The 24,217-nt window shown below is 68.1% G+C and carries 22 protein-coding genes; 11 read left to right on the top strand and 11 right to left on the bottom strand.

Features of this window, described 5'->3' with window-relative positions:
* Positions 1–22: 22 nt before the first annotated feature.
* The 6 genes from ACM1PE_RS22005 to ACM1PE_RS21980 all read left to right on the top strand — a co-directional run bounded on the left by ACM1PE_RS22005 (position 23) and on the right by ACM1PE_RS21980 (position 5,203).
* On the top strand, positions 23–1,069 hold the full coding sequence (locus ACM1PE_RS22005; RefSeq protein WP_419340932.1) for a hemin-degrading factor: 1,047 nt from the start codon (positions 23–25) through the stop codon (positions 1,067–1,069).
* Positions 1,070–1,087: 18 nt separating this feature from the next.
* Positions 1,088–1,921, top strand: coding sequence for a heme/hemin ABC transporter substrate-binding protein (locus ACM1PE_RS22000; protein WP_059377748.1), 834 nt, complete (start codon positions 1,088–1,090; stop codon positions 1,919–1,921).
* A 37-nt stretch (positions 1,922–1,958) separates the two neighbouring features.
* On the top strand, positions 1,959–2,903 hold the full coding sequence (locus ACM1PE_RS21995) for a FecCD family ABC transporter permease (protein WP_118934840.1): 945 nt from the start codon (positions 1,959–1,961) through the stop codon (positions 2,901–2,903).
* Entirely contained in the window at positions 2,900–3,688 is a 789-nt protein-coding gene (locus tag ACM1PE_RS21990) for a heme ABC transporter ATP-binding protein (protein WP_059377754.1), read from the top strand. Before ACM1PE_RS21995 ends, ACM1PE_RS21990 begins: the two co-directional genes overlap by 4 nt.
* 79 nt (positions 3,689–3,767) lie before the next feature.
* On the top strand, positions 3,768–4,250 hold the full coding sequence (locus tag ACM1PE_RS21985; RefSeq protein ID WP_059377757.1) for a YajQ family cyclic di-GMP-binding protein: 483 nt from the start codon (positions 3,768–3,770) through the stop codon (positions 4,248–4,250).
* A gap of 47 nt (positions 4,251–4,297) precedes the next feature.
* Positions 4,298–5,203 (top strand): LysR family transcriptional regulator, encoded by a 906-nt coding sequence (locus tag ACM1PE_RS21980; RefSeq protein WP_059377762.1) that lies wholly within the window; start codon positions 4,298–4,300, stop codon positions 5,201–5,203.
* 13 nt (positions 5,204–5,216) lie between these two features.
* On the opposite strand, the gene ACM1PE_RS21975 is transcribed toward ACM1PE_RS21980, so the two are convergent.
* Positions 5,217–6,662 carry an AlkA N-terminal domain-containing protein gene (locus ACM1PE_RS21975; protein ID WP_419340929.1) on the bottom strand — a complete coding sequence of 482 codons (1,446 nt, stop codon included), beginning with the start codon at positions 6,660–6,662 and terminating at the stop codon, positions 5,217–5,219.
* Positions 6,663–6,809: 147 nt separating this feature from the next.
* On the opposite strand from ACM1PE_RS21975, the gene ogt reads away from it, so the two are divergent.
* From ogt to ACM1PE_RS21955, 4 genes are all read left to right on the top strand, one after another.
* Entirely contained in the window at positions 6,810–7,358 is a 549-nt protein-coding gene (ogt, locus tag ACM1PE_RS21970; RefSeq protein WP_118934820.1) for a methylated-DNA--[protein]-cysteine S-methyltransferase, read from the top strand.
* A 73-nt stretch (positions 7,359–7,431) separates the two neighbouring features.
* Positions 7,432–8,397: a DUF3829 domain-containing protein gene (locus ACM1PE_RS21965; protein WP_419340927.1), complete on the top strand. Its 966-nt coding sequence runs from the start codon at positions 7,432–7,434 to the stop codon at positions 8,395–8,397.
* Positions 8,398–8,599: 202 nt separating this feature from the next.
* Positions 8,600–9,685: a tartrate dehydrogenase gene (locus tag ACM1PE_RS21960; protein ID WP_059377770.1), complete on the top strand. Its 1,086-nt coding sequence runs from the start codon at positions 8,600–8,602 to the stop codon at positions 9,683–9,685.
* A 119-nt stretch (positions 9,686–9,804) separates the two neighbouring features.
* The gene (locus tag ACM1PE_RS21955; protein WP_251881005.1) at positions 9,805–10,785 is read left to right on the top strand and encodes a Bug family tripartite tricarboxylate transporter substrate binding protein; all 981 of its coding nucleotides are present in this window, start codon (positions 9,805–9,807) and stop codon (positions 10,783–10,785) included.
* 13 nt (positions 10,786–10,798) lie between these two features.
* On the opposite strand, the gene ACM1PE_RS21950 is transcribed toward ACM1PE_RS21955, so the two are convergent.
* The 10 genes from ACM1PE_RS21950 to urtA all read right to left on the bottom strand — a co-directional run bounded on the left by ACM1PE_RS21950 (position 10,799) and on the right by urtA (position 21,986).
* On the bottom strand, positions 10,799–11,404 hold the full coding sequence (locus ACM1PE_RS21950; protein WP_059377774.1) for a phosphatase PAP2 family protein: 606 nt from the start codon (positions 11,402–11,404) through the stop codon (positions 10,799–10,801).
* A 91-nt stretch (positions 11,405–11,495) separates the two neighbouring features.
* Entirely contained in the window at positions 11,496–11,924 is a 429-nt protein-coding gene (gene arsC / locus ACM1PE_RS21945) for an arsenate reductase (glutaredoxin) (RefSeq protein ID WP_419340924.1), read from the bottom strand.
* A 65-nt stretch (positions 11,925–11,989) separates the two neighbouring features.
* Entirely contained in the window at positions 11,990–13,519 is a 1,530-nt protein-coding gene (locus ACM1PE_RS21940) for a PepSY domain-containing protein (RefSeq protein WP_419340922.1), read from the bottom strand.
* 23 nt (positions 13,520–13,542) lie between these two features.
* Entirely contained in the window at positions 13,543–15,744 is a 2,202-nt protein-coding gene (locus tag ACM1PE_RS21935; RefSeq protein ID WP_059377781.1) for a TonB-dependent receptor, read from the bottom strand.
* Between the two features lie 187 nt (positions 15,745–15,931).
* Positions 15,932–16,345, bottom strand: a complete 414-nt coding sequence (locus ACM1PE_RS21930) for a DUF2946 domain-containing protein (protein WP_251881010.1) — start codon at positions 16,343–16,345, stop codon at positions 15,932–15,934.
* A gap of 75 nt (positions 16,346–16,420) precedes the next feature.
* On the bottom strand, positions 16,421–17,119 hold the full coding sequence (gene urtE, locus ACM1PE_RS21925; protein ID WP_059377784.1) for an urea ABC transporter ATP-binding subunit UrtE: 699 nt from the start codon (positions 17,117–17,119) through the stop codon (positions 16,421–16,423).
* Position 17,120: 1 nt separating this feature from the next.
* Complete coding sequence (gene urtD / locus ACM1PE_RS21920) at positions 17,121–17,960, bottom strand: urea ABC transporter ATP-binding protein UrtD (RefSeq protein WP_059377787.1); 840 nt, start codon at positions 17,958–17,960, stop codon at positions 17,121–17,123.
* Positions 17,957–19,084 carry an urea ABC transporter permease subunit UrtC gene (urtC, locus tag ACM1PE_RS21915; RefSeq protein ID WP_059377789.1) on the bottom strand — a complete coding sequence of 376 codons (1,128 nt, stop codon included), beginning with the start codon at positions 19,082–19,084 and terminating at the stop codon, positions 17,957–17,959. The genes urtD and urtC overlap by 4 nt, the downstream gene beginning before the upstream one ends.
* Positions 19,081–20,712: an urea ABC transporter permease subunit UrtB gene (urtB, locus tag ACM1PE_RS21910; RefSeq protein WP_419340918.1), complete on the bottom strand. Its 1,632-nt coding sequence runs from the start codon at positions 20,710–20,712 to the stop codon at positions 19,081–19,083. The genes urtC and urtB overlap by 4 nt, the downstream gene beginning before the upstream one ends.
* Before the next feature lie 20 nt (positions 20,713–20,732).
* Positions 20,733–21,986, bottom strand: a complete 1,254-nt coding sequence (gene urtA / locus ACM1PE_RS21905; RefSeq protein WP_059377801.1) for an urea ABC transporter substrate-binding protein — start codon at positions 21,984–21,986, stop codon at positions 20,733–20,735.
* Positions 21,987–22,354: 368 nt separating this feature from the next.
* Between urtA and atzF the strand changes: the two genes are divergently transcribed.
* Positions 22,355–24,175 (top strand): allophanate hydrolase, encoded by a 1,821-nt coding sequence (gene atzF / locus ACM1PE_RS21900; protein WP_419340916.1) that lies wholly within the window; start codon positions 22,355–22,357, stop codon positions 24,173–24,175.
* The last annotated feature ends 42 nt before the right edge of the window (positions 24,176–24,217 follow it).

Genomic DNA, 24,217 nt, shown 5'->3' with positions numbered 1-24,217 from the left:
AGCAACGGCCGGAGGGCCCACGATGAGCAACACCGATTTCACGTCCCGCGCCCAGGAACTGCGCGCCCGCAACGAGGCCCTGGCCGCCTCGCAACCCAAGCTGCGCGCCCGCAATCTGGCGCAGGCGCTGGGAGTGTCCGAAGCCGAATGGGTGGCGGCGCAATGCGGCGGCCTGAAGGCCACGGCCCTGCACGGCACGCCTCAGGAAATCTTCCGCGAACTGGGCACGCTGGGCCCGGTCATGGCGCTTACCCGCAACGACTGGTGTGTGCACGAGCGCCATGGCGTGTATGAGGATATCCAGGCCGAAGGTCCGGTAGGCCTGGTGCTCGGACCGGACATCGACCTGCGCGTGTTCTTCACGACCTGGAAGTCGACCTGGGCAGTCGAACAGGACGGCCGCCACAGCCTGCAGTTCTTCGATGGCGCGGGCGTGGCGGTGCACAAGGTCTACCGCACCGACGCTACCGACGCCGCCGCCTACGATGCTCTGGTCGCCAAGTTCGCGGGCGAGGCGCAATGGCCCGAGACCCAGCCCTATGCGCCCGCCGCCGACGCCGACCGGGTCGAGAACAGCGCGCAGTGGCGCGAAGCCTGGCTGGGCATGCAGGACACGCACGAGTTCTTTCCCCTGCTGCGCAAGTTCAAGGTGTCGCGCCTGGCCGCCCTGGCGGGCGCGGGCGAGGATCTGGCGCAGCAGGTACCGGCCGATGCCGTCGAACGCATGCTCGAATCCGCGGCGCAGTCCGGCCTGTCCATCATGTGCTTCGTGGGCAACCGCGGCATGATCCAGATCCATACCGGCCCGGTGCAGCAATTGCGCCGCACCGGCCCCTGGTACAACGTGCTGGACCCGAAGTTCAACCTGCACCTGGATACCACCGCCATTGCCTCGGCCTGGGTGGTGAACAAGCCGACCTCGGACGGTTGGGTCACCTCGCTGGAGCTGTATGCCTCGACGGGCGACCTGATTGCGCAGTTCTTCGGCGAGCGCAAGCCCGGCAAGCCGGAACTGACGCAATGGCGCGAACTGATGATCAGCCTGTGCAGCGTGCCGCTGGCCGCCTGAGCCCATAAGGACGTAGCGATGAAAAAATGGTTGGCAATGGCGGCGGGCTGGGCAATCGCGCTCGGCGCGTACGCGGCGCCGCCCGCCCGGGTAGTGACCTTGGGAGGCACCGTGACCGAAATCGTGTATCAGCTGGGGCAGGGCGGCAAGCTGGTGGGAGACGATCTCTCCAGCCTCTATCCCGAGGCCGCGACCAAGCTGCCGCGCGTCGGCTACTACCGTTCGGTACCCGTGGAAGGCGTCTTGTCGCTAAAGCCGGATCTGGTGCTGGCCTCTGAGCAGGCCGGCCCGCCGGACTCGCTCAAGCGGCTGGCGGACGTCGGCGTGCGCGTCGTCACCGTGTCGGACGCGCCGTCGGTGGATTCGCTCAAGTCGCGCATCCGCGGCATTGCGGACGCGCTGGGCGTGGCGCCGGCGGGCGAACGCATGGTGGAAGACGTCACGCGCGAGCTCGCGCGCGCCGAGGCTGTGCCCGCGACGCGCGCGCGGGCGCTGCTGCTGATCAACCGCACGGGCTCGCCGCAAGGCGCCGGCCGCGACACCGCCGCCAACGAAGTCATGCACCTGGCGGGGCTGGTGAACGTGCTGCAAGATCAGCATGGCTATAAGCCCTTGTCCGCCGAGGCCATGGGCGCGCTGGCGCCTGACCTGATCATCGTGACGCAGGCATCGCTGGACGCCGGCGGCGGCATGGACGCCTTCCTGCGCATGCCCGGCATCGCGTCCACCCAGGCGGCCGCGAAGCGGCGCATCGTGGTGATGGACGACCTGCTCATCCTGGGCATGGGACCGCGCCTGCCGCTGGCGCTGACCCAGCTCAAGCAGGAGGTTGCGCATGTCATGGCGCGTTAGCGCGCCGCTGGCGTTGGGCCTGCTGGCAGCGGCCCTGATGCTGGCGGTGGTGGCCGCCACCGCCAACGGCGCGGTGGCGATCCCCCTGCGCGAACTGCCGTCCTTGTTGTGGGGCGCGCCCACGCCCGAGACTGCCTTGTGGCGCAATGTGCTGATCGACATCCGCTTGCCGCGCGTGCTGTTCGCGCTGGTGGCGGGCGCCGGCCTGGCGGTGGCCGGCGCGGCCATGCAGGCGCTGTTCCGCAATCCGCTGGCCGAGCCCGGCCTGATCGGCATATCGGCGGGCGGCGCGCTGGGGGCGGTGGCCGCCATCGTGCTGACGTCCGGCGGTTTCTGGGTCACCGCGCCTGCCGCCTTCGCCGGCAGCCTGCTGGCCACGCTCTGCGCCTACGCGGTGGGCCGGCGCGTGCCGGGCGTGGCGGGGCTGTTGCTGGCGGGCGTGGCCATCACGGCCATGGCGTTCAGCTTGATCGGCCTGTTCACCTTCGTCGCCACCGATGCGCAACTGCGCGACCTGACGTTCTGGAACATGGGCAGCCTGGGCGGCGCGAACTGGAAGGTGTTGTCGTTCCTGGGGCCGTGGGTGCTGCTGGTGAGCCTGTGGCTGATGAGTCAGTGGCGCGTCATGAACGCGCTGCTGCTGGGCGAACGCGAAGCCCAGCACCTGGGCTACACGCTCAAGCGCGTGCGGGCCAGGCTGGTGCTGGCCAGCGCGCTCATCGTGGGACCGCTGGTCGCCGCCACGGGCACCATCGTCTTCGTCGGCCTGGTGGTGCCGCACCTGGTGCGCATGACGCTGGGCGCCAATCACCGCTGGCTGCTGCCCGCGACCGTCCTGGCCGGCGGCCTGGCGCTGATCCTCGCGGATTGGCTGGCGCGTACCGTGGTGGTGCCGGCCGAACTGCCCATCGGCCTGGTGACCGGCCTGGTGGGCGGGCCGTTCTTCTTGTGGCTGCTGGCGCGCGGACGGAGGATAGGATGACGCTTTCCGCGCAAAACGTGACCGTGAACCGCGGCGCAGCGCGCATTCTCACCGATGTATCGCTGGATATCCGCCCCGGAGAAGTGGTGGGCTTGCTGGGGGCCAACGGCGCTGGCAAATCCACCCTGCTGGGCGCGTTGTCAGCGGAATTGGCTGCCGATGCGGGCCAGCTGAGTTTGGGCGAGACCCCGCTTGCCGCCATGCCGCACCGGCAACAGGCGCGCCGCCGCGCCGTGCTGCCGCAAAAGCCGGGGCTGAGCTTCGACCTGAGCGTGCGCGAGGTGGTCGCCATGGGCGCCTATCCGTTCCCGGAGTTGGCGCCATCCGTGGTGGACGCGCTGGTGACGCAAACGCTGGCAGAGGCCGACGCGGCGCATCTTGCCGGGCGGCGCTATCCCGAGCTGTCCGGCGGCGAACAGCAGCGCGTCCAGTTCGCCCGCGTATTGGTTCAATGCCATGCCGCGCGCGAACGCGACGAGCCGCGCTACCTGTTGCTGGACGAACCCACCGCCAGCCTGGACCCCAAGCATCAGGGCGACCTGCTGCGGCGCTCCTGGGAGCTGGCCCATGCCGGCAATACGGGCGTACTGGTGATCCTGCACGATATGAATCTGGCCGCGCGCTGGTGCGACCGCCTGCTGCTGCTCTGCGGCGGACGCGGCATCGCGCAGGGGACGCCGGCAGAGGTCCTGACGCCGGCCAATCTGTATCTGGCCTACGGCATCGACGCGCAGGTGATTGCGCATCCCCTGCAAGCCGGCCGCCTGCTGGTGCTGACGGCGTGACTCGGGCCGCGGGGCCGGTAAAATAGGCGATACCCCGGTATTCGCCTTTTTCAACATTTACCCAACAGGACCCCGTGTCATGCCTACTTTTGACGTCGTCTCCGAAGTCGACAAACACGAACTCTCCAACGCCGTCGACCAGGCCAACCGCGAACTGGCCACCCGCTTCGATTTCAAGGGCAGCGACGCCAAGTTCGAGCTCGACGAGTTTGTCGTAACGCAGGTCGCTTCCAGCGCCTTCCAGCTCAAGCAGATGCTGGACATCCTGCGCGGCCGCCTGTCGGCCCGCGGCATCGACGTGCGCTGCCTGGACGTGGCCGATCCCCTCGAAAACCTGGGCGGCGCCCGCCAGAAGGTCACCATCAAGCAGGGCATCGAGCAGCCGGTGGCCAAGAAGCTCATCGCCGCCATCAAGAACGCCAAGCTCAAGGTGGAATCGCAGATCAACGGCGACAAGCTGCGCATCAGCGGCAAGAAGCGCGACGACCTGCAGACCGCCATCGCGCTGCTGAAGAAGACCGACGTCGACCTGCCGCTGCAGTTCGAAAACTTCCGCGACTGATCCGCCCCGCGCCAGGGTGCCGCGCACCCTGCGGACCTGGAGGGGCCATGGGACATTCCAACGAGTTGCAGCTGGTCGTCGAACTGGTGCGCGCCGGCGGCATGTCCGCCGCCGCCCGCGAGCTGGGCGTCACGCCGGCCGCGGTCAGCAAGCGGCTGGCCCAGATCGAGGCGCGGCTGGGCGTGCGGCTGGTCAACCGCAGCACGCGGCGCCTGAGCCTGACCGCGGAAGGCGAGGTCTACCTGGAAAACGCCCGCCGCATCCTGGGCGAGATCGAAGACCTGGACCAGCTGATCGCCAGCCGCCAGGACAGCCCGCGCGGCCTGCTCAAGGTCAACGCGCCGCTGGGTTTCGGCCGCAGCTACATCGCGCCCGCGATTGCGGAATTCGCCCAGAAATATCCCGAGGTGTCGCTGCAATTACAGCTGACCGACAGCCCGGCCGACTTCGTGCAGGACGCCGTCGACGTGGCCGTGCGCTTCGGCGACCTGCCCGACACCCGCCTCATCGCCCGCAAGATCGCGCCCAACCGGCGCCTGGTCTGCGCGTCGCCGGGCTACCTGAAGAGCCACGGCATTCCCGCCACGCCGCACGACCTGGCGCGGCACCAGTGCATCGTGCTGCGGCAGAATGAAGCCGCGTACGGCCTGTGGCGCTTCACCAAGGGACGCCGCAGCGAAACCGTGAAGGTGCGCGGCAACCTCAGCAGCAATGACGGCGAAGTGACGCTGACCTGGGGCCTGGCCGGCCTGGGCATCCTGCAGCGCGCCGAATGGGACCTGGCGCGCTATCTGCGCAGCGGCAGGCTGGTGCAGGTGCTGGAGGACTACGCCTTGCCGCAAGCCGACATCTACGCGGTCTTTCCGGAACGGCACCATCTGTCGGCCAAGGTGCGCGTGTTCGTGGACTTCCTGGTGGCGTATTTCAGGAAGGGCGCGGAAGACCGGTGGTAAGCCCGGCCTTCGCTCAGGCCGTCCACAGGTGCTGCGCCGCGTAGGCGCGCCAGGGCCGCCAGGTTTCGGCGCGGGCCAGCAATTGCGCGGGCGTATAGGTCCGCACTTCCAGCCTTTCCAAGGCCCGGATCAGGCCGATGTCGGCGGACGGAAACGCGTCCGGCTCGCGCAACTGGCGCAGCGCGATGTATTGCGCCGTCCATTCGCCCACGCCCCGTATTGTGCGCAGCCGGCGGACCGCATCCTCCAGGCCGCCGGCGGCATCGAACAGATGCCTGTCCGCCACCGCCGCCGCGGCGACCGCCGACAAGGTTGCTGCGCGGCTGCGCGGCATGCCCAGCGAGGCCAGCTCGGCCGCCGCCACGGCTTCAGGCAAGGGGAATACATGCGTCAGCGCGCCTTCTGGACGCGCCATGGCCGCGCCGTGCGCGGCCACCAGCTTGCCGGCCAGGCGTATGGCCGCGGCCACCGTGATCTGCTGGCCCAGCACGGCGCGCATGGCCAGCTCGAAGCCGTCCCAGGCGCCGGGCACGCGCAGGCCAGGCCGCGCGCTGATCAGCTCGGTCATCACGGGATCGCTGGCGAACTGCGCGGCGATGGCGACCGGATCGCTGGCCAGGTCGAAGACGCGGCGCAGGCGCGCGATGATGGCCGGCAGCGCCTGCAGCCGGGGAAAGCGCACCGTGGCCTCGAGCGCATCGCCGCGGCCCGGGCGCACCGTCACCGTGCCTTGGCAGCCGTCCAGCAGGACGGTGCGCGCGTAGCTGTCGTCCGTGACCTGCTCGATGCCGGGAATCGCGCGCAGCCGCAGGAAGGCCAGCATGGCGTCCCAGTCATAGGGCGGGCGGTAGCGCAGCAGCAGCTTGATCTCGCCTTCTTGCGCCGCCGACACTTCCGGCTTGCCGGAGCGCCGCAGGTCGCCTGGGGCGCGCGCGAACAGGTCGTGGAAGATCTCGTTGAAGCGGCGGATGCTGCCAAAGCCCGATGCGAAGGCGATCTCCGCCATCGGCAGCCGGGTCTCGTGGATCAGCTGCTTGGCCAGCAGCACGCGCCGCGTTTGTGCCACGGCCACGGGCGAGGCGCCCAGGTGCTGGCGGAACTGGCGCCGCAACTGGCGTTCGCCCACGCCCAGGCGCTGCGCCAGCACGTCCACGCCGTCCTCGTCCAGCGCGCCCAGTTCGATCAGCTGTAGCGCGCGGGCCACGCCATCGGGCAGCTCATGCCCCGGCCCGACCTCCGGCGCGGTCTCTGGCCGGCAGCGCAGGCAGGGGTGGTAGCCGGCCTCTTGCGCCGCTGCCGCCGTGGCATAGAACGTGACGTTCTTCGACAATGGGGTGCGTGCCGGACAGACCGGACGGCAATAGATGCGCGTGGTCTTCACGGCGGTGAAGAAGCGGCCGTCGTAACGGGAGTCGCGCACTTGGATGGCGCTGTAGCAGGCGTCGTGGTTCAGGTCCATGAGATCATGCTAACGCCGCGGCGAGCGTTGGATCTAGCGGTTTTCGGACAGTGTTGTGGATGCGGCATTCTTGTCCGAAAACCGCCAGCGCAGAGCCCGCGTCAACGCCTATAGTGCTTCGGTCGATCACCTACGCTGGAGTCCGCCATGCCCGTCCAAACCCAGGCTTTCTTTCTTGAGCGCGTTCCCACGCCCATCGGCCTGATGCTGGTCCTGAGCGACGAGCAGCGGCGCCTGCGGGCGGTCGATTGGGAAGACTACGAAGCGCGCATGCACCTGCTGTTGCGCAGGCAGTACCGCAAGCAGCAGGTCGAATTGCGCGATGCGGTCCAGGCGTCGCCCGCGCGGCGCGCGCTGCTGGACTACTTCGACGGCGACGTGCGCGCCATCGACGCGCTGGACGTGGCCACCGGCGGCACCGATTTCCAGCGCGCGGTGTGGCGGGCATTGCGGGAAGTATCGGGCGGCCAGTCGATCAGCTACGGCGCGCTGGCGCACCGCATCGCGCGTCCCGCCGCCGTGCGCGCGGTGGGCGCGGCCAACGGGGCGAATCCCATCGGCATCGTCGTGCCTTGCCACCGCATCGTGGGCGCGGACGCTGCCCTGACCGGTTACGGCGGCGGTTTGCACCGCAAGCGCTGGTTGCTGGATCACGAGCAGAGATGGCTTGAAAATTCTTGTGACAGGGTTGAATAGATTTGTAGCGTGTTAAGCATCTGGAGGGCATATCATGCGTCCCCTTCAGAGCAACCCGCAACAGGAATCAAAGATGTTTATGCCGCGCCCCTTGCGCATGTTCGCAGTTCTGGCCGTCACGCTGGCGCTCGCCGCGTGCGGCGACGACAGCGCCAAGAAGGAAGCGAAAGCGTCCGAGCCGACTACCGCTCAGTCCGAGATCATCAAGTACAACCAGTACGTCGACACCGCCAACAGCATTTCCACGACGTTCGAGCAGGCGCTGGAACGCTACGAGGCCTACGCCGTCCCGGCGCTGAAGGAAGGCAAGCCGCTCAAGGATTTCGTCATCAGCAACGACTCGACGATCCAGCGCACCAAGGAGAAGCTCGATCGCGCGCTGGCGATGTCGACGCCTATCGCCGAGATTGACGCGCCCGCCAAGGCGTTCTCGGATGCGCTGGGCAAGCTGGCGCCGCTGAGCCATGAACTGCAGAACTATGCTGCAACCAAGACCTTCCTGTCCGACAACGGCGCGCTGGCGCGCGAGAAGAGCCCGGCCTACGTCGCGGCGCTGACCGAAGTCGTGAAGGCGGAAAACGGCTTCTACCGCGGCATCTCCATCAAGGACACGGCCAACACCAAGGAAGCCTTTGAAAAGGCCAAGAAGGACACGGTCGCCTATTACCGCGCCGGCATGGTCTATTACGGCAAGGCTACGATGGACAAGGCGTCGGGCGTGTTCGAGGGCAAGGGCCTGGGCGCCGACCAGGAGGCCTTCAAGCAGGAGCTGGACAAGATGAACGAAATGGCGCTGGGCTTCGACAAGAAGACGCGCGAGGCCGATGCCAAGGGCTGCACCGGCATGATGATGAACGTCAACGGCTTCCTGGCCTCCGGCCGCAAGATTCTGGAGCACACCAACAATGGCCGCTACAAGGAAGACGCGGCGCGCACCGGTGCGTTCAAGATGATGCGTCCCACCATCGAGGACGACGCCAACAGTCTGCGCCAGAATTTCAACAACCTGATCTCCGACCTGAACATCGGCCGCTGCTGATTGCTGCATGCCTGCGGCCGGTCATGGCCGCTACCTGGAACAGCGCCACATGCGGGCGCTGTTTTTTTGCGCGTTCGCTTTTCCCGCCCGTGCGCCACCTTCAACTCCAGGTAAAAGATGTTTTGAATTCCATTGCGCCCGCCGCTCGCGGGCGTCAGTACAGTGCCGACAGCATCCCACCAGCAAGGAGCCCAGTCGGCATATGAAGACCTATCGCATCGCAACCATCCCCGGCGACGGCATCGGCAAGGAAGTGATTCCGGCCGGACAGCGCATCATGCAGGAACTGGCCCGGGACGGCGGCCTGAGCTTCGAGTTCGAGGATTTCGACTGGGGCGGCGACTATTACCGCAAGCACGGCGTGATGATGCCGGCCGACGGCCTGGACGCGCTGCGCGGCAAGGACGCCATCCTGTTCGGTTCGGCCGGCGATCCGCACATTCCCGACCACATCACTCTGTGGGGCTTGCGGCTGAAGATCTGCCAGGGCTTCGACCAGTACGCCAATGTGCGCCCGACGCGCATCCTGCCCGGCATCGACGCGCCGCTCAAGCGCTGCGCGCCGGGCCAGCTGGACTGGGTCATCGTGCGCGAGAACTCCGAGGGCGAATATTCCGGCGTGGGCGGCCGGGTGCACCAGGGCCATCCGCTGGAAGCCGCGACCGACGTGTCCATCATGACCCGCGCGGGCGTCGAACGCATCCTGCGCTTCGCCTTCAAGCTGGCGCAATCCCGTCCGCGCAAGCTGCTGACGGTGGTCACCAAGTCCAACGCGCAGCGCCACGCCATGGTCATGTGGGACGAGATCGCCCTGGAGGTGAGCCGCGAGTTTCCGGACGTGGCCTGGGACAAGGAACTGGTCGACGCGGCCACCGCCCGCATGGTGAACCGCCCGGCATCGCTGGACACCATCGTCGCCACCAATCTGCACGCCGACATCCTGAGCGACCTGGCGGCGGCGCTGGCCGGCAGCCTGGGCATCGCGCCCACCGGCAACATCGACCCGGAACGCCGCTATCCCTCCATGTTCGAACCCATCCACGGGTCGGCCTTCGACATCATGGGCAAGGGCCTGGCGAACCCGGTCGGCACCTTCTGGTCCGTGGTCATGCTGCTGGAGCACCTGGGCGAGACGCAGGCCGCGGCGCGGCTGATGCAGGCGATCGAAAGCGTGACCGCCGATCCCTCTCTGCATACGGGCGACCTGGGCGGAACCGCCACCACGGAGCAGGTCACGGCAGCCGTGTGCGCGAAGCTGGCGGCTGCGGGCAGGGCCAAGGCCGCATAGGCGTAGCAGACCCGCAGCAGACCCGAAGCAGACCCGCAGCGGGACCGGGGCGCGAGACCCCAGGCCCGCCGTGGGATCCACGACAACAAGCGAATTCCATTCGTACCGAGGAGACAAGCATGCACAAGAGAACGATACCCGCGCGCGTCCTGGCGCTGGCCTGCCTGGCGGGCCTGACCATCGCCGGCGGCGCGCAGGCGCAGGGCTATCCGGCCCGGCCGGTGAACCTGGTGGTGCCGTTTCCGGCCGGCGGCACCACCGACGTGCTGGCGCGCGCGCTGGGCCAGGAGCTCGCCAAGAGCCTGGGCCAGCCCGTGGTGGTGGAGAACAAGCCGGGCGCGGGTTCCACCCTGGGCGCGGATTACGTGGCCAAGGCTGCGCCCGACGGCTATACGCTGCTGATGGGCGCCGTGCATCACACCATCGCCACCAGCGTCTACAAGAGCCTGCATTACGACTTCCAGAAGGATTTCGCGCCGGTGACTACCGTGGCCCTGGTGCCCAACGTGCTGGTGGTCAATCCCAAGCTGCCGGCGCAGGACGTGAAGTCGCTGCTGAAACTGGCGCAAGGCCAGCCGGGCAAGCTGACCTATGGCTCGAACGGCATGGGCACGGGACAACACCTGATCGGCGCGCAGTTCGAAAAGGAAGGGCATGTGCAGTTGCTGCATGTGCCCTACAAGGGTAGCGGCCCGCTGACGACCGACCTGCTGGGCGGCCAGATCGACATGTCCTTCGACACCGTGACGCCGGTGCTGGCGCACATCCAGAGCGGCAAGCTGCGCGCGCTGGCGGTCACCACCAATCAGCGTTCGGCCGCGCTGCCCGATGTGCCGACCATGGAGGAAGCCGGCCTCAAACCCTTCAACATGGGGACCTGGTTCGGCGTGCTGGCGCCGGCGGCCACGCCGGCGGACGTGGTCGGGCGCCTGAATGCCGAGATGGTCAAGATCATCCGTTCGCCCGACTTCTCGCGGCGGATGGCGGAAATAGGCGCGGTGCCTATCGGTGATACGCCTGCCGAGATGAAGGCGCGCATCGGCGCGGATACCGAGAACTACGCCAAGCTGGTAAAGGACGCCAAGGTCGCGATCAACTGAGCGCGGCGCGCCTTCAGGCGCGGATCCAGCCGCGCGCGATCGGCAGGGCCAGCGCCTTGCGGTACAGGCCCTGCGCCGCGCCTGTCAGGGGCTCGCCGCAGCGGCGCCATGCCATGGCGGTCAGCCCGGCGGCCAGCGGCGCCAGCAGGAGTCCGCCCAGGATGTCCAGCGGGAAGTGCACGCCCAGGTAGACGCGCGAGGCACCGACCAGGACGGCCGCGGCCAGCGCCAGCCAGCCCCATCCGGCCCAGCGCCGGTCGTAGATCAGCGCGAACGCCAGCGTGGCGATGATGATGGTGTGATTGCTGGGAAACGAGGACGTCGCCTTGTGCGGGAAGAACGCATGTCCCAGGCCGAGGACGAAGGGGCGCGCGTGCGGCCAGAGCGCGCCGCACAGGTAGCTTGCGAACAGCGCCAAGGCGATGCTGGCCAACGCCTTCAGCGCCATGTCGCGCTGCGGCCGGCCGCCCCACAGCCACAGGGCGGCCAGTACGGCCGGCACCAGCAGGATCAGCCGGTTCGCCACCAGCATGGCGGCGTGGATCTGCCAGATCGGGGTGGCCGGGTCGGCGTTGATCGAAAGAAAAAGGGACTGGTTGAGGCTTTCAAGGGAATTCATGAATTGTCATCGCGGCGTAATGAAACGATTGCCGCGATGGTAATGATCCCAGCCGTCAGTCCGCTTACAAAAGGCCGCGGACCGCGTCCTTTTACTTCTGGATGCGTTTGCCCTGCGCGTCGATCACGGCTTCGCCGTCTTCCTTGGCGAAGGCGCCTTGCTGCGGGGCCGGCAGAATGTCCAGCACCAGTTCCGACGGGCGGCACAGGCGCGCGCCCAGCGGCGTCGTGACAAAGGGACGGTTCAGCAGGATGGGGTGCTGCTCGATCGCGTCCAGCAGCGCATCGTCCGAGAGCGACGTGTCGTCCAGGCCCAGTTCCTGATAGGGCGTGCCCTTTTCACGCAGGGCCTCGCGCACGCTGACGCCGGCCTTCTTGAACAGCGCCTTCAGGGTGGCGCGCGAGGGCGGCGTTTCCAGATACAGCACGACTTCCGGCTCGATGCCGGCGTTGCGGATCATGGCCAGGGTGTTGCGCGAGGTGCCGCACTTGGGGTTGTGATAGATGGTTACGTCGGACATGGAAGCTCCTCTTTCCGGTAGATCGTCATGCAAGGCTGTGAGCATAGTGCATCCGCGCCCGCGCTTCAGGCGCGCAGCTTCTTGCCCAGCCGCCGCCAGCCTATCACCGCGCCTGTCAGGCTGAGCGCCGCGCCGCCCAGGCTCAGGAACACCAGCAGGACGTCCCACAGCGGGCGGCGCGCCAGGAGGCCGGTCCAGTCCCAGCTATGCAGGAAGGCGAACAGCCAGCGGCTGGTGCGCGCGCCGCTGTCCTGCCGGCTCACGATCTGTCCCGTGCGCGGGTCCAGATAGACCCAGGTCGCCTGGGGATCGTCATAGGCCAGCCGCCAGACGGGAAGCGGCTTCTCGACATGGCCCAGCATCGCGTGTTCGTCGCGGGCGTAGTAATAGAAGTCGTAGGCCTGCAGCGTTTCGGCGCTGGCGAGCCGGGCGCCGGGGACCAGCCGGGCGGCGGCGGCGCGCAAGGCCGCCGGGTCGAACGCATGGGGCTGCGCGTTGCCGGCCGACAGCACCAGCGGGGCGCCAGCGGCGCTGCGCGCCAGCACTACGTCCTGGCCATCGGCGCGGGCCCAGCGCAATTCGCGCGGCGCCGCCGGCAGGGCGGCGATCAGCTCACCGGGCGCGGCCAGCGTGTCCCCCGGCGCGCCGGCATAGGCCGCCTGCGCCAAGGGCGGCGCGCCCGTGCTGAACAGCTTCCACGGATTCATGGACATCAGTCCGCTGAAGATCCAGGTGATGGTGATGACCGCGAACAGCAGGCCGCTCAAATGATGCCAGCGCATCATGTTTTCGCGGTAGGGCGAGCGGCTGCCGCTGGCATAGGGCCGCGAGAAGCGCCAGCGCAGGATGCCGACCACCGTGCCCGTCAAGGCCAGCAGCACCCCGGCGACCGACAGCCACACCACGATGTCGTGCCACCAGCCGTCCAGCGCATTGCCGCGGAATGGATACAGCCAGTGGATCCAGGCGCCGGCGTAGTTCCAGATGCGCTCGGCGCGGGTGGCGTCCAGCACCACCATGCCCGTGGCGGACGAGATGTAGAGCCGCGTATGCCCGGGATCGTCCAGGTCCACCCGGTGCAGCGGCCGGTCCGGACCCAGCGCGCGCGAATGGGTGTAGGCGTCTTCGTCCACCGTGCCCAGATAGCGGGCGGCGTGCTGTCCGCCGGACCAGGCCTGCGCCGTGGCCAGCGCGGTGGCGGCGTCGGCCGGGGGCAACAGCGCGCCGCTGGCGGCGTCCACCATCCTGGGTGCGCGCCGCGCCTCGCCGGGAATCACGTAGACCGGCGCGCCGCCGCGCGCGGCGGCCAGCACCATGCCGGCGGCGTCCTTGGCGCCCGCCGCCGCCAGCGCCTGCGCGGGCGTGACGGTGATCGCCGCGGAATCCAGCGCGGGCAGGTGCGCCAGGCGTTCCTGCGGCGTGAGCTTGGGATAGCCCACGTACATCATCACCACGCCAGAGATGAACCACATGGCAAAGAACAGGCACAGCACGATGCCTGCCCAGCGATGGATCAGGTACAGCCAGCGCTTGGCGCGCGCCGACAGCGGCGGCCCGGCGCGATGGCGGGTCGAGGGGGGGAGCGTCGTGTTCATGGCGGTCTGTCCTGGCACGCCGCTCAGAAGCGGGCCTGCAAGGTGAGCTCGAACGAGCGGGGCGCGCCCAGGTAGTACATGGTCGGCGTCGCGTTCGCGGCGTAGACCTTGTCGGTCAGGTTGCGCACGCGGGCCGTTACGCTGAGGTTGCGGTTGATGCGGTGCGACAGCGCCGCGTCGAACACGGTGTAGGACGGCGTCCAGACGCTGTTGGCGGCGTCGGCGTACATGCGGCCCACGTAGCGCGCGGCCATGCTGGCGGTCCAGTCGGGCAGGAAGGCATAGTCCAGCCAGACGTTGGCCAGGCGGCGCGGCGTATTGGTGGGCACGTTGCCATTGCGCGAGACCGCCACGCCGCCCACGGATTGCGAGAAATCGTCGTACTTGGGATCGACGAAGGCGACGTTGCCCTGCAAGGACAGCTGGGACGTCAGCTGCAGGCCGCCGGCCAGTTCGATGCCGCGCGCCGATTGCGCGCCCACGGGCACGCTCACGCCGGGGTTGTTCGGGTCCGAGGTCGCCATGTTCTTGCGCTTGATCTCGTAGAGCGCCACGGTGGCCGAACCGCGGCCGTCCCAGAAGTTGAACTTGCCGCCGACTTCCGCCTGCCTGCCGGTGGTGAGTTTGTCATTGTTCAGCACGTCGGCGAACGAGGCGGTGGCCAGGATGCCCGAGGGGGGATCGGCCGCGGTGGCGTACTGCGCATACAGCGAGGCCTCCGGGCTCAGCTCCCAGTTCACGCCCAGCCGCCCGGTCAGCGGCGAGTAGCTGCGCTGCGCGCTGGCGGGCGAGGCCGCGGTGACGGCGCGGCGATTGGTCAGGTCCAGGTCGATGAAGTCCTTGCGCAATGCCGATACGATGGCCACGCCCGGCAGCACCGTGGTGCGGTTTTCCATGGTCAGCGCCAGCGTGCGGATGCGGTTGTCGCGGTCGGCGACGTGGCCGCGCTTCATGCCGGGGATGTCGTAGAAATCGCCGGGCGAAAAGTCGTAGGGATCGACCGCGTCGACCTGGCCGGGCAGGCTGGTGGGATAGCGCGTGATCTTGTTCTGGCTGACGTCCACGCCGAAGGACCAGTCGCTGGGCAGGCCGGCCAGGGTGGAGCGGTACAGGCCTTCCACGCGGTTGCCGATCAGGCTTTGTTCGTGGCGCTGCAACAGCGCCCCGGACCGCAGCACCAGGCTGTTGCCGGCGTTCAGCCGGTAGTTTTCCAGGTTGCGGTAATCGCGTTCGGCGCGGTAGTAGTAGAGCGTGTTCTTGAAGGTCAGATTGGAGCCGGCGCGCCATTCGGTCAGCGACCGCGCCCACAGCACCGACTGCTCGTACAGGCCGTCGTTGACGTTGTAGTTCTTGAAGCGCGTGCCATCGAGGATGCGACCCGTGCCCTGCACCACGCCGTTGGCGTCGGTTTTCAGCGGCGTGCCCCAGTAGGGGCGGTCGACCTGTTCGCGCTGGTACTCGAAGGCGAAGGTCTGGGTCACGTCCGCGCCCAGGTCGGACAGCAGCGAGGCGGCGACCTGGCTGGCGCGGGAATGGTTGCCATCGACCCAGCCGTGGCTGGAACCGGTGTTGGCGTCGATGCGCAGATAGTGGCCGCGGCCGCCGGGTTCGCCCGCCAGTTGCTGGTTTAGCCCCACCGACAGTTGGCGGCTGTCGAACGATCCCACCCGCAGCTGGCCGTCGTAGAAGGTGTCGCGCTCGGGCAGCTTGGTGACGTAGTTGATGGCGCCGCCCACCGCGCCCGCGCCGAACAGGAAGGTAGAGGGGCCGCCGATGGCTTCGACCCGGTCGTAGATCCAACTGTCCACCGGCCGCGCGGCGATGGAGTCGTACTGCACGGAAATGCCGTTGAACAGCTGCGAGACCTGGCCGCCAGCGAAGCCGCGGTAGCTGACCGCGCCCGCGTTGCCGGGCGGCGAGGCATTGTCCACGCCAGGGATGCCACGGGCGATCTCCTGCGTGTTCAAGGATCCGCGCGCCTCGATCTGTTCGCGCGAGATTACGGTGACGCTGGCCGGCGTTTCACGCAGGGTCAGGCCCAGGCGGCTGCCGGTGCTGTCGCGTACGTTCAGGTCGATGGGGCCGTTGGGCGCGGGCTCTTCGGCGGCGGCGCCGTGCACGGTGGTGGGCGCCAGGGTGGGCACGGCGGGTTCCGTGGTCAGGGCCTGGGCGGAGCCGCTGGCGAGCGCGCCCAGCAGCAGGGTGTAGGTCGTGGTTTTTTTCATGTCTGGAACCGGTGGTCCGGCCCGCGCGCCAGGAAGTCCCCGCCTGGAACGGACGGGACTGGCCGGAGCGCATGAGCCTGAATGGCGGCACGCGTGCGCACGCGCGGGAGGCGCGGACGCAACGTGGCGATGGGGTGACGGCGTACCGGCGCGCAGCGATCGCCATCAGGCGACGGGGCGCGCAGGCTCAGACCGCTGGCGGTGCGCGCGGCTGGGCCGCGCTCCAGGCATGAAGAGGATGCGCCGCAAGGAAGAACAGCGGCGGATAGGTGATGGCGCGCCCGAGAGGAGCAGGCACGACGGGAACAGGCGTGGGCAGTATGCCCACGTCGGCATTGGGGTTGCGGCACAGCGGGCAGTGATGGCTGTCGCCGTGACTGTCCGCCTGGGTGCCGTTATCGTTGCCGCCCGGCACCTCCAGGGTCAGGGAGGCTTGCCCCGCGCCTTCGCTGGTGCAGAAGTCGACGCTGATGCGATGGGCGTTGTGGCTGGCCGGAGACAGGCTCAGCGCATTCGCCAGCGACGGCGCCAACGACGCCCACAGGATCGCGACGAGCGCGATCCACACGGCGGGGCGGGTCAGGTAGGCAGCGGAGCACATGGCGCCCGATTATATCGGAGCAGTTGGGGCCGCCGTCCAGAGACCCTCGGTGAAAAATGCGATTTCGTATCCGTCCTAGACCGACAGATGCCGCCGCACGTCCTCGCCGTCGATGGCGGCGCGGTCTCCACGCGCCACCACGACGCCACGCGACAGCACCACGAAATGGTCCGCCAGTTCGCGCGCGAAGTCGAAGTACTGCTCGCACAGCAGGATGGCGATGTCGCCGCGCTGGCGCAGCATGTGGATGACGCGGGCGATGTCCTTGATGATGGACGGCTGTATGCCTTCGGTGGGCTCGTCCAGGATGATGAGCTTGGGCTCGGCCACCAGGGCGCGGGCGATGGCCAGCTGTTGCTGCTGGCCGCCGGACAGGTCGCCGCCGCGGCGCGACAGCATGGTCCGCAGCACCGGGAACAGTTCGTACACCTCTTCCTTGATGCGGCGGGCGCGCGCCGCCGGCTTGGTCGCCATGCCCATCAGGATGTTCTCTTCCACCGTCAGCCGGGCGAAGATGTCGCGGCCCTGCGGCACATAGGCCATGCCGCGCGCGGCGCGCTGGTGCGGCGCCAGGCGCGTGACGTCCGCGCCGTCGAAGGCAATGTTGCCGTGCGCCACCGGCAGCACGCCCATCACGCATTTGAGCAGGGTGGTCTTGCCCACGCCGTTGCGCCCCAAGAGCGCCAGGCATTCGCCCTGGCGCAAGGACAGCGAGACGCCGCGCAGCGTGTGGCTGCCGCCGTAGTATTGGTCGATCGCGTTCACGTCCAGCATCTCAGCGCCCCAGATAGACTTCGATGACACGCGGATCGGCCTGCACCTTGCTCATCGGTCCTTCGGCCAGCACCGAGCCTTCGTGCAGCACCGTGACCTTGCCGTCGCCCGCGATCTGGTTGACGAAGTCCATGTCGTGTTCCACCACCATCAGCGAATGGCGTCCGCGCAGTTCGTTGAGCAGCTCGCCGGTACGTTCGGTCTCGGCGTCGGTCATGCCCGCCACCGGCTCGTCCAGCAGCAACAGTTGCGGCTCCTGCATCAGCAGCATGCCGATCTCCAGCCACTGTTTCTGTCCGTGTGACAGCAGCCCGGCGGGCAACGCCGCCTCGGGCCGCAGCCGGATCAGGTCCAGCGTCTCGCCGATCTTATCGATCTGTTCGCCGCTCAACCGCGCGAACAGCGTGGGCCGCACGCGCTTGTCGGTCTTCATCGCCAGCTCCAGGTTTTCGAACACGCTGTGCTGCTCGAACACCGTGGGCCGCTGGAACTTGCGGCCGATGCCGGCATGCGCGATCTGGGCTTCGTTCAGGGTGGTGAGATCTATGCTCTGGCCGAAGTAGGCGGTTCCCGCCGTGGGCCGGGTCTTGCCGGTGATGACGTCCATCATCGTGGTCTTGCCCGCGCCGTTGGGGCCGATGATGCAGCGCAGCTCGCCCACGCCTATGTCCAGCGTCAGGTCGTTCAAGGCCTTGAAGCCGTCGAAGCTGACGGTGATGCCTTCCAGGTAGAGGATGGCGCCGTGGCTGGTGTCCAGGCCCTTGGGGCTGACGCGGCCGTAGCCGGCATCGCCGCTGGGGCCGCCGTCGAGCGCGGCGGATTCGATGTGCGTGCTGCTCATGCCTTGTTCCCCTGGATGCGGGCGGAGATGCGGCGCGCCAGGCCGACGATGCCGGTGGGCAGGAACAGCGTCACCAGCACGAAGATGAGGCCCAGCGCGTACAGCCAGAATTCCGGCAGCACGCTGGTGAACCAGGTCTTCAGGCCGTTGACGGCGCCCGCGCCGATGATGGGGCCGACCAGCGTGCCGCGTCCGCCGGTGGCGACCCAGATCACCATTTCAATCGAGGTCTCGGTGGACATCTCGCTGGGGTTGATGATGCCGACCTGCGGCACGTAGAGCGCGCCGGCGATGCCGCAGAGCACCGCGGACAGGGTCCAGACGAAGAGCTTGAAGCCCAGCGGGTCGTAGCCGATGAAGCGCAGCCGGCTCTCGGCGTCGCGCACGGCGGTGAGCACGCGGCCCAGCTTGCTCTGCGTGACCGCGCGCGCCAGGACCAGCGCGCCCGCCAGCGCGGCCAGCGTGATCCAGTACAGCGCCGCGCGCGTGCCGGGCGCGGTAATGTCGAAGCCCAGGATGCGCTTGAAGTCGGTGAAGCCGTTGTTGCCGCCAAAGCCGGTGTCGTTGCGGAAGAACAGCAGCATCGCAGCGAAGGTCAGCGCCTGCGTGATGATGGAAAAGTACACGCCCTTGATGCGCGAGCGGAAGGCGAAGTAGCCGAACACGAAGGCCAGCACGCCAGGCGCCAGCACGACCAGCAGCATGGCGTACCAGAAGTGCTCGGTAAAGGACCAGTACCAGGGGTAGCTCTTCCAGTCCAGGAACACCATGAAGTCGGGCAGGTCGCTCTGGTAGACGCCGTCGCGGCCGATGGCGCGCATCAGGTACATGCCATGCGCATAGCCGCCCAGCGCGAAGAACAGGCCGTGTCCCAGCGACAGGATGCCGGCATAGCCCCACACCAGGTCCAGCGCCAGCGCCGCCATGGCGTAGCACATGAACTTGCCCAGCAGCGCCACGGCATAGGCCGACACATGCAGCGCATGGCCAGGCGGGAAAGCGAGATTCAGCAGGGGCAGCAGCGCCAGCAGCGCCACGGCCGCGGCCAGGGCCGCCCAGACCCGGCCCGAGTACAGCGGGCGGCGGGTCAGCAGATTCAGGTCAGTCAGCGCGTTCTGTTTCATTCGACGCTCCGGCCGCGGGGGGCGAACAGGCCTTGCGGCCGCTTTTGGACGAACAGCACGATGAGCGCGAGGATGGTGATCTTGGCCATGACGGCTCCCGCGTAAGGCTCCAGGAATTTGTTGACGCCGCCCAGGCCCAGCGCGGCGATGACGGTGCCGGCCAACTGGCCCACGCCGCCCAGCACCACCACCATGAATGAATCGACGATGTAGCCGCGGCCCAGGTCCGGCCCCACATTGCCCAGCTGGGACAGCGCCACTCCGGCCAACCCGGCGATGCCGGAGCCCAGGCCGAAGGCCAGCATATCGACGCGGCCGGTGGGCACGCCCACGCAGTCGGCCATGCGGCGGTTCTGCGTGATGGCGCGCACGAACAGGCCCAGGCGGGTATGGTTCAGCAGCGCCCAGACCAGGAACACCACGAAGAAGGCGAAGCCGATGATGACGAGGCGGTTGTAGCTCAGCACCAGTCCGCCCAGCACCGTGACACCGCCGGACATCCAGCCGGGATTGCCCACCTCCACGTTCTGCGCGCCGAACAGCGTGCGCACGCCCTGCATCAGGATCAGGCTGATGCCCCAGGTGGCCAGCAGCGTTTCCAGCGGCCGGCCATAGAGCCAGCGTATGACGGTGCGCTCCAGCGCCATGCCGACCAGCGCAGTCACGGCAAAGGCCAGCGGCAGCGCCGCCAGCACATACCAGTCCAGCCAGCCCGGCAGCCAGGCGCGGAACGCCGTCTGCACGACGTAGGTCACGTAGGCGCCTATCATCAGCAGTTCGCCATGCGCCATGTTGATGACGCCCATCAGGCCGAAGGTGATGGCCAGGCCCAGCGCCGCCAGCAGCAGCACGCTGCCCAGGCTGATGCCGTAGAACAGATTGCCGGCCCATTCGATGGTGGCCAGGTGGCGGTCGATCTGCTTGAGCGCGCGGCCGGCAGCTTCACGCACGCCGGCATCGGGTTCGGCGTAAACGCCGTCGCGCGCCTCGGCCAGCGCGGCCAGGGTGGGACGAAACGCGGCGTTGCGGGTGGCGCCCAGCACCTCGACCGCATGGCGGCGCTTGGCGGGATCGCTGCTTTTCAACTCCAGGTTGGCCTGCGCGATCAGCAACGCGTCGCGCACGGCTTCGTTCCTTTCCGATGCCAATGCTTTTTCCAGCATGGGCAGGCGCGCCGGGTCGCCGGTCTGCTGCAGGCGGCGCGCCGCAGCCAGGCGCTCGGCGGGCTGCTCGGAATACAGGCGCGAACCCGCCAGCGCGGCCTCGATGGCGCGGCGCAGGCGGTTGTTGATGCCGATGGCGCCCGCGTCCGCGGGCAGCTCCGCGGCGGCGCCCGTCGCCGCATCGATGGCGCGCGTGCCGCCTTTGCCGATCAGCACGCGGCCGTCATTGGCGGCATAGAGCCGGTCCTCGCCCAGCGCCTGCAGCACCGCTGCCGCTTCGGGTTCGGGCAACTGGCCCAGCGCGGCAATCGCCTGGAGCTTGGCGTCCGTGTCGTCGCCGGCCAGCGGCGCCAGCAGGGCTGGGTCCACGCCGCTTGCCGCCGCCGGGGCGGCCGCGAGCGGCAGGGACACCAGCCATGCCAGCAGGAAACGACGCAAGTAGAGTGCGAATGCCGCGATGCGCATGGCTGCTTGTTCCCGGTGCGTTAGAGACCTTGCTTGCCTTCGTTGCCCGGGATGTACGGGCTCCAGGGCTGGGCGCGGATCGGACCCTTGCTCTTCCACACCACGCTGAACTGGCCGTCCGCCTTGATCTCGCCGATGTAGACCGGCTTGTGCAGGTGGTGGTTGGTCTTGTCCATTTCGATGGTGTAGCCGTCGGGCGCGTTGAATTTCTGGCCGCCCATGGCTGCGATCACCTTGTCCACGTCCGTGGTCTTGGCCTGTTCCACCGCCTGCTTCCACATGTGGATGCCGATGTAGGTGGCTTCCATCGGGTCGTTGGTCACCACCGTATTCGCGTTGGGCAGGTTCTTGGCCTTGGCATAGGCCTTCCATTTCTGAATGAAGGCGTCGTTGACGGGGTTCTTGACCGACTGGAAGTAGTTCCACGCCGCCAGGTGGCCCACCAGCGGCTTGGCGTCCACGCCGCGCAGTTCCTCTTCGCCCACCGAGAATGCCACCACCGGTACGTCGGTGGCCTTCAGGCCGGCATTGCCCAGCTCCTTGTAGAAGGGCACGTTGGAGTCGCCGTTGATGGTGGAGATGACGGCGGTCTTGCCGCCGGTGGCGAACTTCTTGATGTTGGCGACGATGGTCTGGTAGTCGGAATGGCCGAAGGGCGTATAGACCTCGTCGATGTCGCTGTCCTTGACGCCCTTGGAATGCAGGAAGGCGCGCAGGATCTTGTTGGTGGTGCGCGGGTAGACATAGTCGGTGCCCAGCAGCACGAAGCGCTTGGCGCCGCCGCCGTCTTCGCTCATCAGGTATTCGACGGCGGGTATTGCCTGCTGGTTGGGCGCGGCGCCGGTATAGAACACGTTCTTCTCCAGTTCCTCGCCCTCGTATTGCACGGGGTAGAAGAGCAGGCCGTTGAGTTCCTTGAACACCGGCAGCACGGACTTGCGCGACACCGAGGTCCAGCAGCCGAAGACAACCGCCACCTTGTCCTGGGACAGCAGCTGGCGCGACTTCTCGGCAAACAGCGGCCAGTTCGACGCGGGGTCCACCACCACGGCTTCGAGCTTCTTGCCCATCACGCCGCCATTGGCGTTGATTTCGTCGATGGTCATCAGGGCCACGTCCTTGAGCGACGTTTCCGAGATCGCCATCGTGCCTGACAGCGAATGCAGGATGCCGACCTTGATGGTGTCCTCGGCGGCGTATACCTGCGGCATCCATCCGGACATGGCCAACAGGCTCACGGCGGTCAGTTGCTTAAGGGCTAGTCTGCGTTTCATGGTGACTCCTGAATGGAATGGGCCGGCCGTGCCGGCGAGAACGATCTGAAAACACACGACAACGAAGACCTAAAAGCAAAAGGCATGCCAGCTGCGCGCCTACGCGCGGTTCGCTATATGAAGGGGGGAAAACAAGACGGACGCCGGCGATAACAGCGCGGGAGCGGGCTGGGGCCGATCTGGTGCCGTATGCACAACATGGGTGCGGGCGCCGCCCGCTGGCGGTGCGCGCGTGCCGCGCCGCCGTGATGGCTTCAGGCCGCAAGCGGCGCGTTGCCGCAGGGAACAGGGGCGTGCGCGCAGCGGCGGCCAACATGGCACGCCGATTGCTTGGGAATCCGTACTTGTATACAAGAAAGGATTCCAGCATGAACGCCGTAGCAACGCACAAAGGCCCCGTCGCCTGGACGATCGCGCAGTGGCAGGCCGCCTATCGCAACGAGGGCGCCACGCCCGAGACCTTGTTGGCGGCCTGGGCCGAACGCGGCAGCCCGCCGGACACGGCCTGGATCAAGCGCGTGGACGGCGCCCTGCTGGTGCGGCAGCTCGATGCCCTGCAGGGGCTGCTGGAAGCGGCCAACGGCGACCTGACGCGGCTGCCGCTGTACGGCGTGCCGTTCGCCATCAAGGACAACATCGACGCCGCCGGCTGGCCCACCACGGCGGCCTGCCCTGAGTTCGCGTATACGCCCGAGGAAGATGCGACCGTGGTCCGCCGCCTGCGCGCGGCCGGCGCCATCCTGGTGGGCAAGACCAACCTGGACCAGTTCGCCACCGGACTGGTGGGTACGCGTTCGCCGCTGGGCGCCGTGCCTAATACGTTCAATCCGGACTACGTCAGCGGCGGCTCCAGTTCGGGCTCCGCATCCGTGGTGGCGCGCGGCCTGGCCGCTTTCTCCTTGGGCACCGACACGGCGGGCTCGGGCCGCGTGCCGGCAGGCTTCAACAACATCGTCGGCCTCAAGCCCACCAAGGGCAGGCTCAGCGCGGCAGGCGTGGTGCCGGCCTGCCGCACGCAGGACTGCGTGTCGGTGTTCGCGTTGACGGTGGACGACGCCGAACTGGTGGCCGACATTGCGGCAGGCTGGGATGCGCGCGATCCCTATTCGCGCGCCCAGCCTGTGGGCAGCGGACATCCCTGGCCGGCGCAACCCAGGCTGGCGATTCCCGCGCAGTTGGAGTTCTTTGGCGATGCGCAGGCAGCGGCGGCGTTCGACCAGGCCGTGAGCGACCTTAAGGCGGGCGGCGCAACGGTCGAACCCATCGACTTCACGCCGTTCAACGAGCTGGCGGCGCTGCTGTATCAAGGGCCTTGGGTGGCCGAGCGCTTTGCCGCCGTGGAAGCGTTGTGGAAGCAGAGCCCTGACGCCATCCATCCGGTGGTGCGCGGCATCGTCGAACAGGCCGCCAACTACAGCGCGCTGGACGCGTTCAAGGCCGAGTACCGGCGCGCCGAGCTGACGCGCAGCATCCATCAGGCGCTGGCGGGCTTTGATGCGCTGGTCGTGCCGACGACGCCTTCGATCTACACCATCGCCCAGCTCGAAGCCGATCCGGTGACGCTGAATTCGCGGCTGGGGACCTACACCAACTTCACCAACCTGGCCGACCTGTCGGCGCTGGCGCTGCCTGCGGGCATGCGCGGCGACGGCCTGCCCGCAGGCATCACGCTGATCGGCATGGCCTGGCAGGACCACGCGCTGGCGCAGTTCGGACGCCAGTGGCAGGCGCGCCTGGCGCTGCCGCTGGGCGCCACCGGCGCGCCGCTGCCCACGGCCGGGCATGCGGCCCCGCCCGCGCGCGACACGGTGCGGGTGTCGGTGGTGGGCGCGCACTTGCGCGGCATGCCGTTGAACCACCAACTGACCTCGCGCCGCGCCGTGTTCGTCGAGGCGGCGCGCACCTCGGACGACTACCGCCTGTATGCCCTGGCCAATACCACGCCGCCCAAGCCCGGCCTGGTGAAGTCCGCGAGCGGCGCGCCCATCGAGGTCGAACTCTGGGATGTGCCGCTGGCTGCCTTCGGCGCCTTCGTGGCCGAGATCCCCGCGCCGCTGGGCATCGGCACGCTGGAGCTGGCGGATGGCCGCCAGGTCAAGGGCTTCATTTGCGAGCCGCGCGGGCTGGAGGGCGCGCGCGACATCACGGAGTTTGGCGGCTGGCGCGCCTATCTGGCCAGCCTGGCTTGATCTCCGCTTTCGATAACCCCCGCAAGACACCAGGGAGTCGCA

This window comes from Achromobacter sp. PD1, from assembly GCF_048541815.1.
Taxonomy (GTDB): Bacteria; Pseudomonadota; Gammaproteobacteria; order Burkholderiales; family Burkholderiaceae_B; genus Achromobacter; species Achromobacter bronchisepticus_A.
The sequence above is the reverse complement of the archived record's forward strand: the minus strand, read 5'-3'. Positions and strand labels throughout refer to the sequence as shown.

Bases quoted from the DNA above. Each gene is read 5' to 3' on its own strand.
- urtE (WP_059377784.1), bottom strand. From the start codon at position 17,119: ATGCTGGACGTGAACGCGATCGACCAATACTACGGCGGCAGCCACACG.
- urtA (WP_059377801.1), bottom strand. From the start codon at position 21,986: ATGAAACGCAGACTAGCCCTTAAGCAACTGACCGCCGTGAGCCTGTTG.
- ACM1PE_RS21990 (WP_059377754.1), top strand. From the start codon at position 2,900: ATGACGCTTTCCGCGCAAAACGTGACCGTGAACCGCGGCGCAGCGCGC.
- ACM1PE_RS22005 (WP_419340932.1), top strand. From the start codon at position 23: ATGAGCAACACCGATTTCACGTCCCGCGCCCAGGAACTGCGCGCCCGC.
- ACM1PE_RS21965 (WP_419340927.1), top strand. From the start codon at position 7,432: ATGTTTATGCCGCGCCCCTTGCGCATGTTCGCAGTTCTGGCCGTCACG.
- ogt (WP_118934820.1), top strand. From the start codon at position 6,810: ATGCCCGTCCAAACCCAGGCTTTCTTTCTTGAGCGCGTTCCCACGCCC.
- urtC (WP_059377789.1), bottom strand. From the start codon at position 19,084: ATGAAACAGAACGCGCTGACTGACCTGAATCTGCTGACCCGCCGCCCG.
- ACM1PE_RS21985 (WP_059377757.1), top strand. From the start codon at position 3,768: ATGCCTACTTTTGACGTCGTCTCCGAAGTCGACAAACACGAACTCTCC.
- urtB (WP_419340918.1), bottom strand. From the start codon at position 20,712: ATGCGCATCGCGGCATTCGCACTCTACTTGCGTCGTTTCCTGCTGGCA.
- ACM1PE_RS21995 (WP_118934840.1), top strand. From the start codon at position 1,959: ATGCTGGCGGTGGTGGCCGCCACCGCCAACGGCGCGGTGGCGATCCCC.
- ACM1PE_RS21940 (WP_419340922.1), bottom strand. From the start codon at position 13,519: ATGAACACGACGCTCCCCCCCTCGACCCGCCATCGCGCCGGGCCGCCG.
- atzF (WP_419340916.1), top strand. From the start codon at position 22,355: ATGAACGCCGTAGCAACGCACAAAGGCCCCGTCGCCTGGACGATCGCG.
- ACM1PE_RS21950 (WP_059377774.1), bottom strand. From the start codon at position 11,404: ATGAATTCCCTTGAAAGCCTCAACCAGTCCCTTTTTCTTTCGATCAAC.
- urtD (WP_059377787.1), bottom strand. From the start codon at position 17,960: ATGAGCAGCACGCACATCGAATCCGCCGCGCTCGACGGCGGCCCCAGC.
- ACM1PE_RS21955 (WP_251881005.1), top strand. From the start codon at position 9,805: ATGCACAAGAGAACGATACCCGCGCGCGTCCTGGCGCTGGCCTGCCTG.
- ACM1PE_RS21975 (WP_419340929.1), bottom strand. From the start codon at position 6,662: ATGGACCTGAACCACGACGCCTGCTACAGCGCCATCCAAGTGCGCGAC.
- ACM1PE_RS21960 (WP_059377770.1), top strand. From the start codon at position 8,600: ATGAAGACCTATCGCATCGCAACCATCCCCGGCGACGGCATCGGCAAG.
- ACM1PE_RS21935 (WP_059377781.1), bottom strand. From the start codon at position 15,744: ATGAAAAAAACCACGACCTACACCCTGCTGCTGGGCGCGCTCGCCAGC.
- ACM1PE_RS21980 (WP_059377762.1), top strand. From the start codon at position 4,298: ATGGGACATTCCAACGAGTTGCAGCTGGTCGTCGAACTGGTGCGCGCC.
- ACM1PE_RS21930 (WP_251881010.1), bottom strand. From the start codon at position 16,345: ATGTGCTCCGCTGCCTACCTGACCCGCCCCGCCGTGTGGATCGCGCTC.
- ACM1PE_RS22000 (WP_059377748.1), top strand. From the start codon at position 1,088: ATGAAAAAATGGTTGGCAATGGCGGCGGGCTGGGCAATCGCGCTCGGC.
- arsC (WP_419340924.1), bottom strand. From the start codon at position 11,924: ATGTCCGACGTAACCATCTATCACAACCCCAAGTGCGGCACCTCGCGC.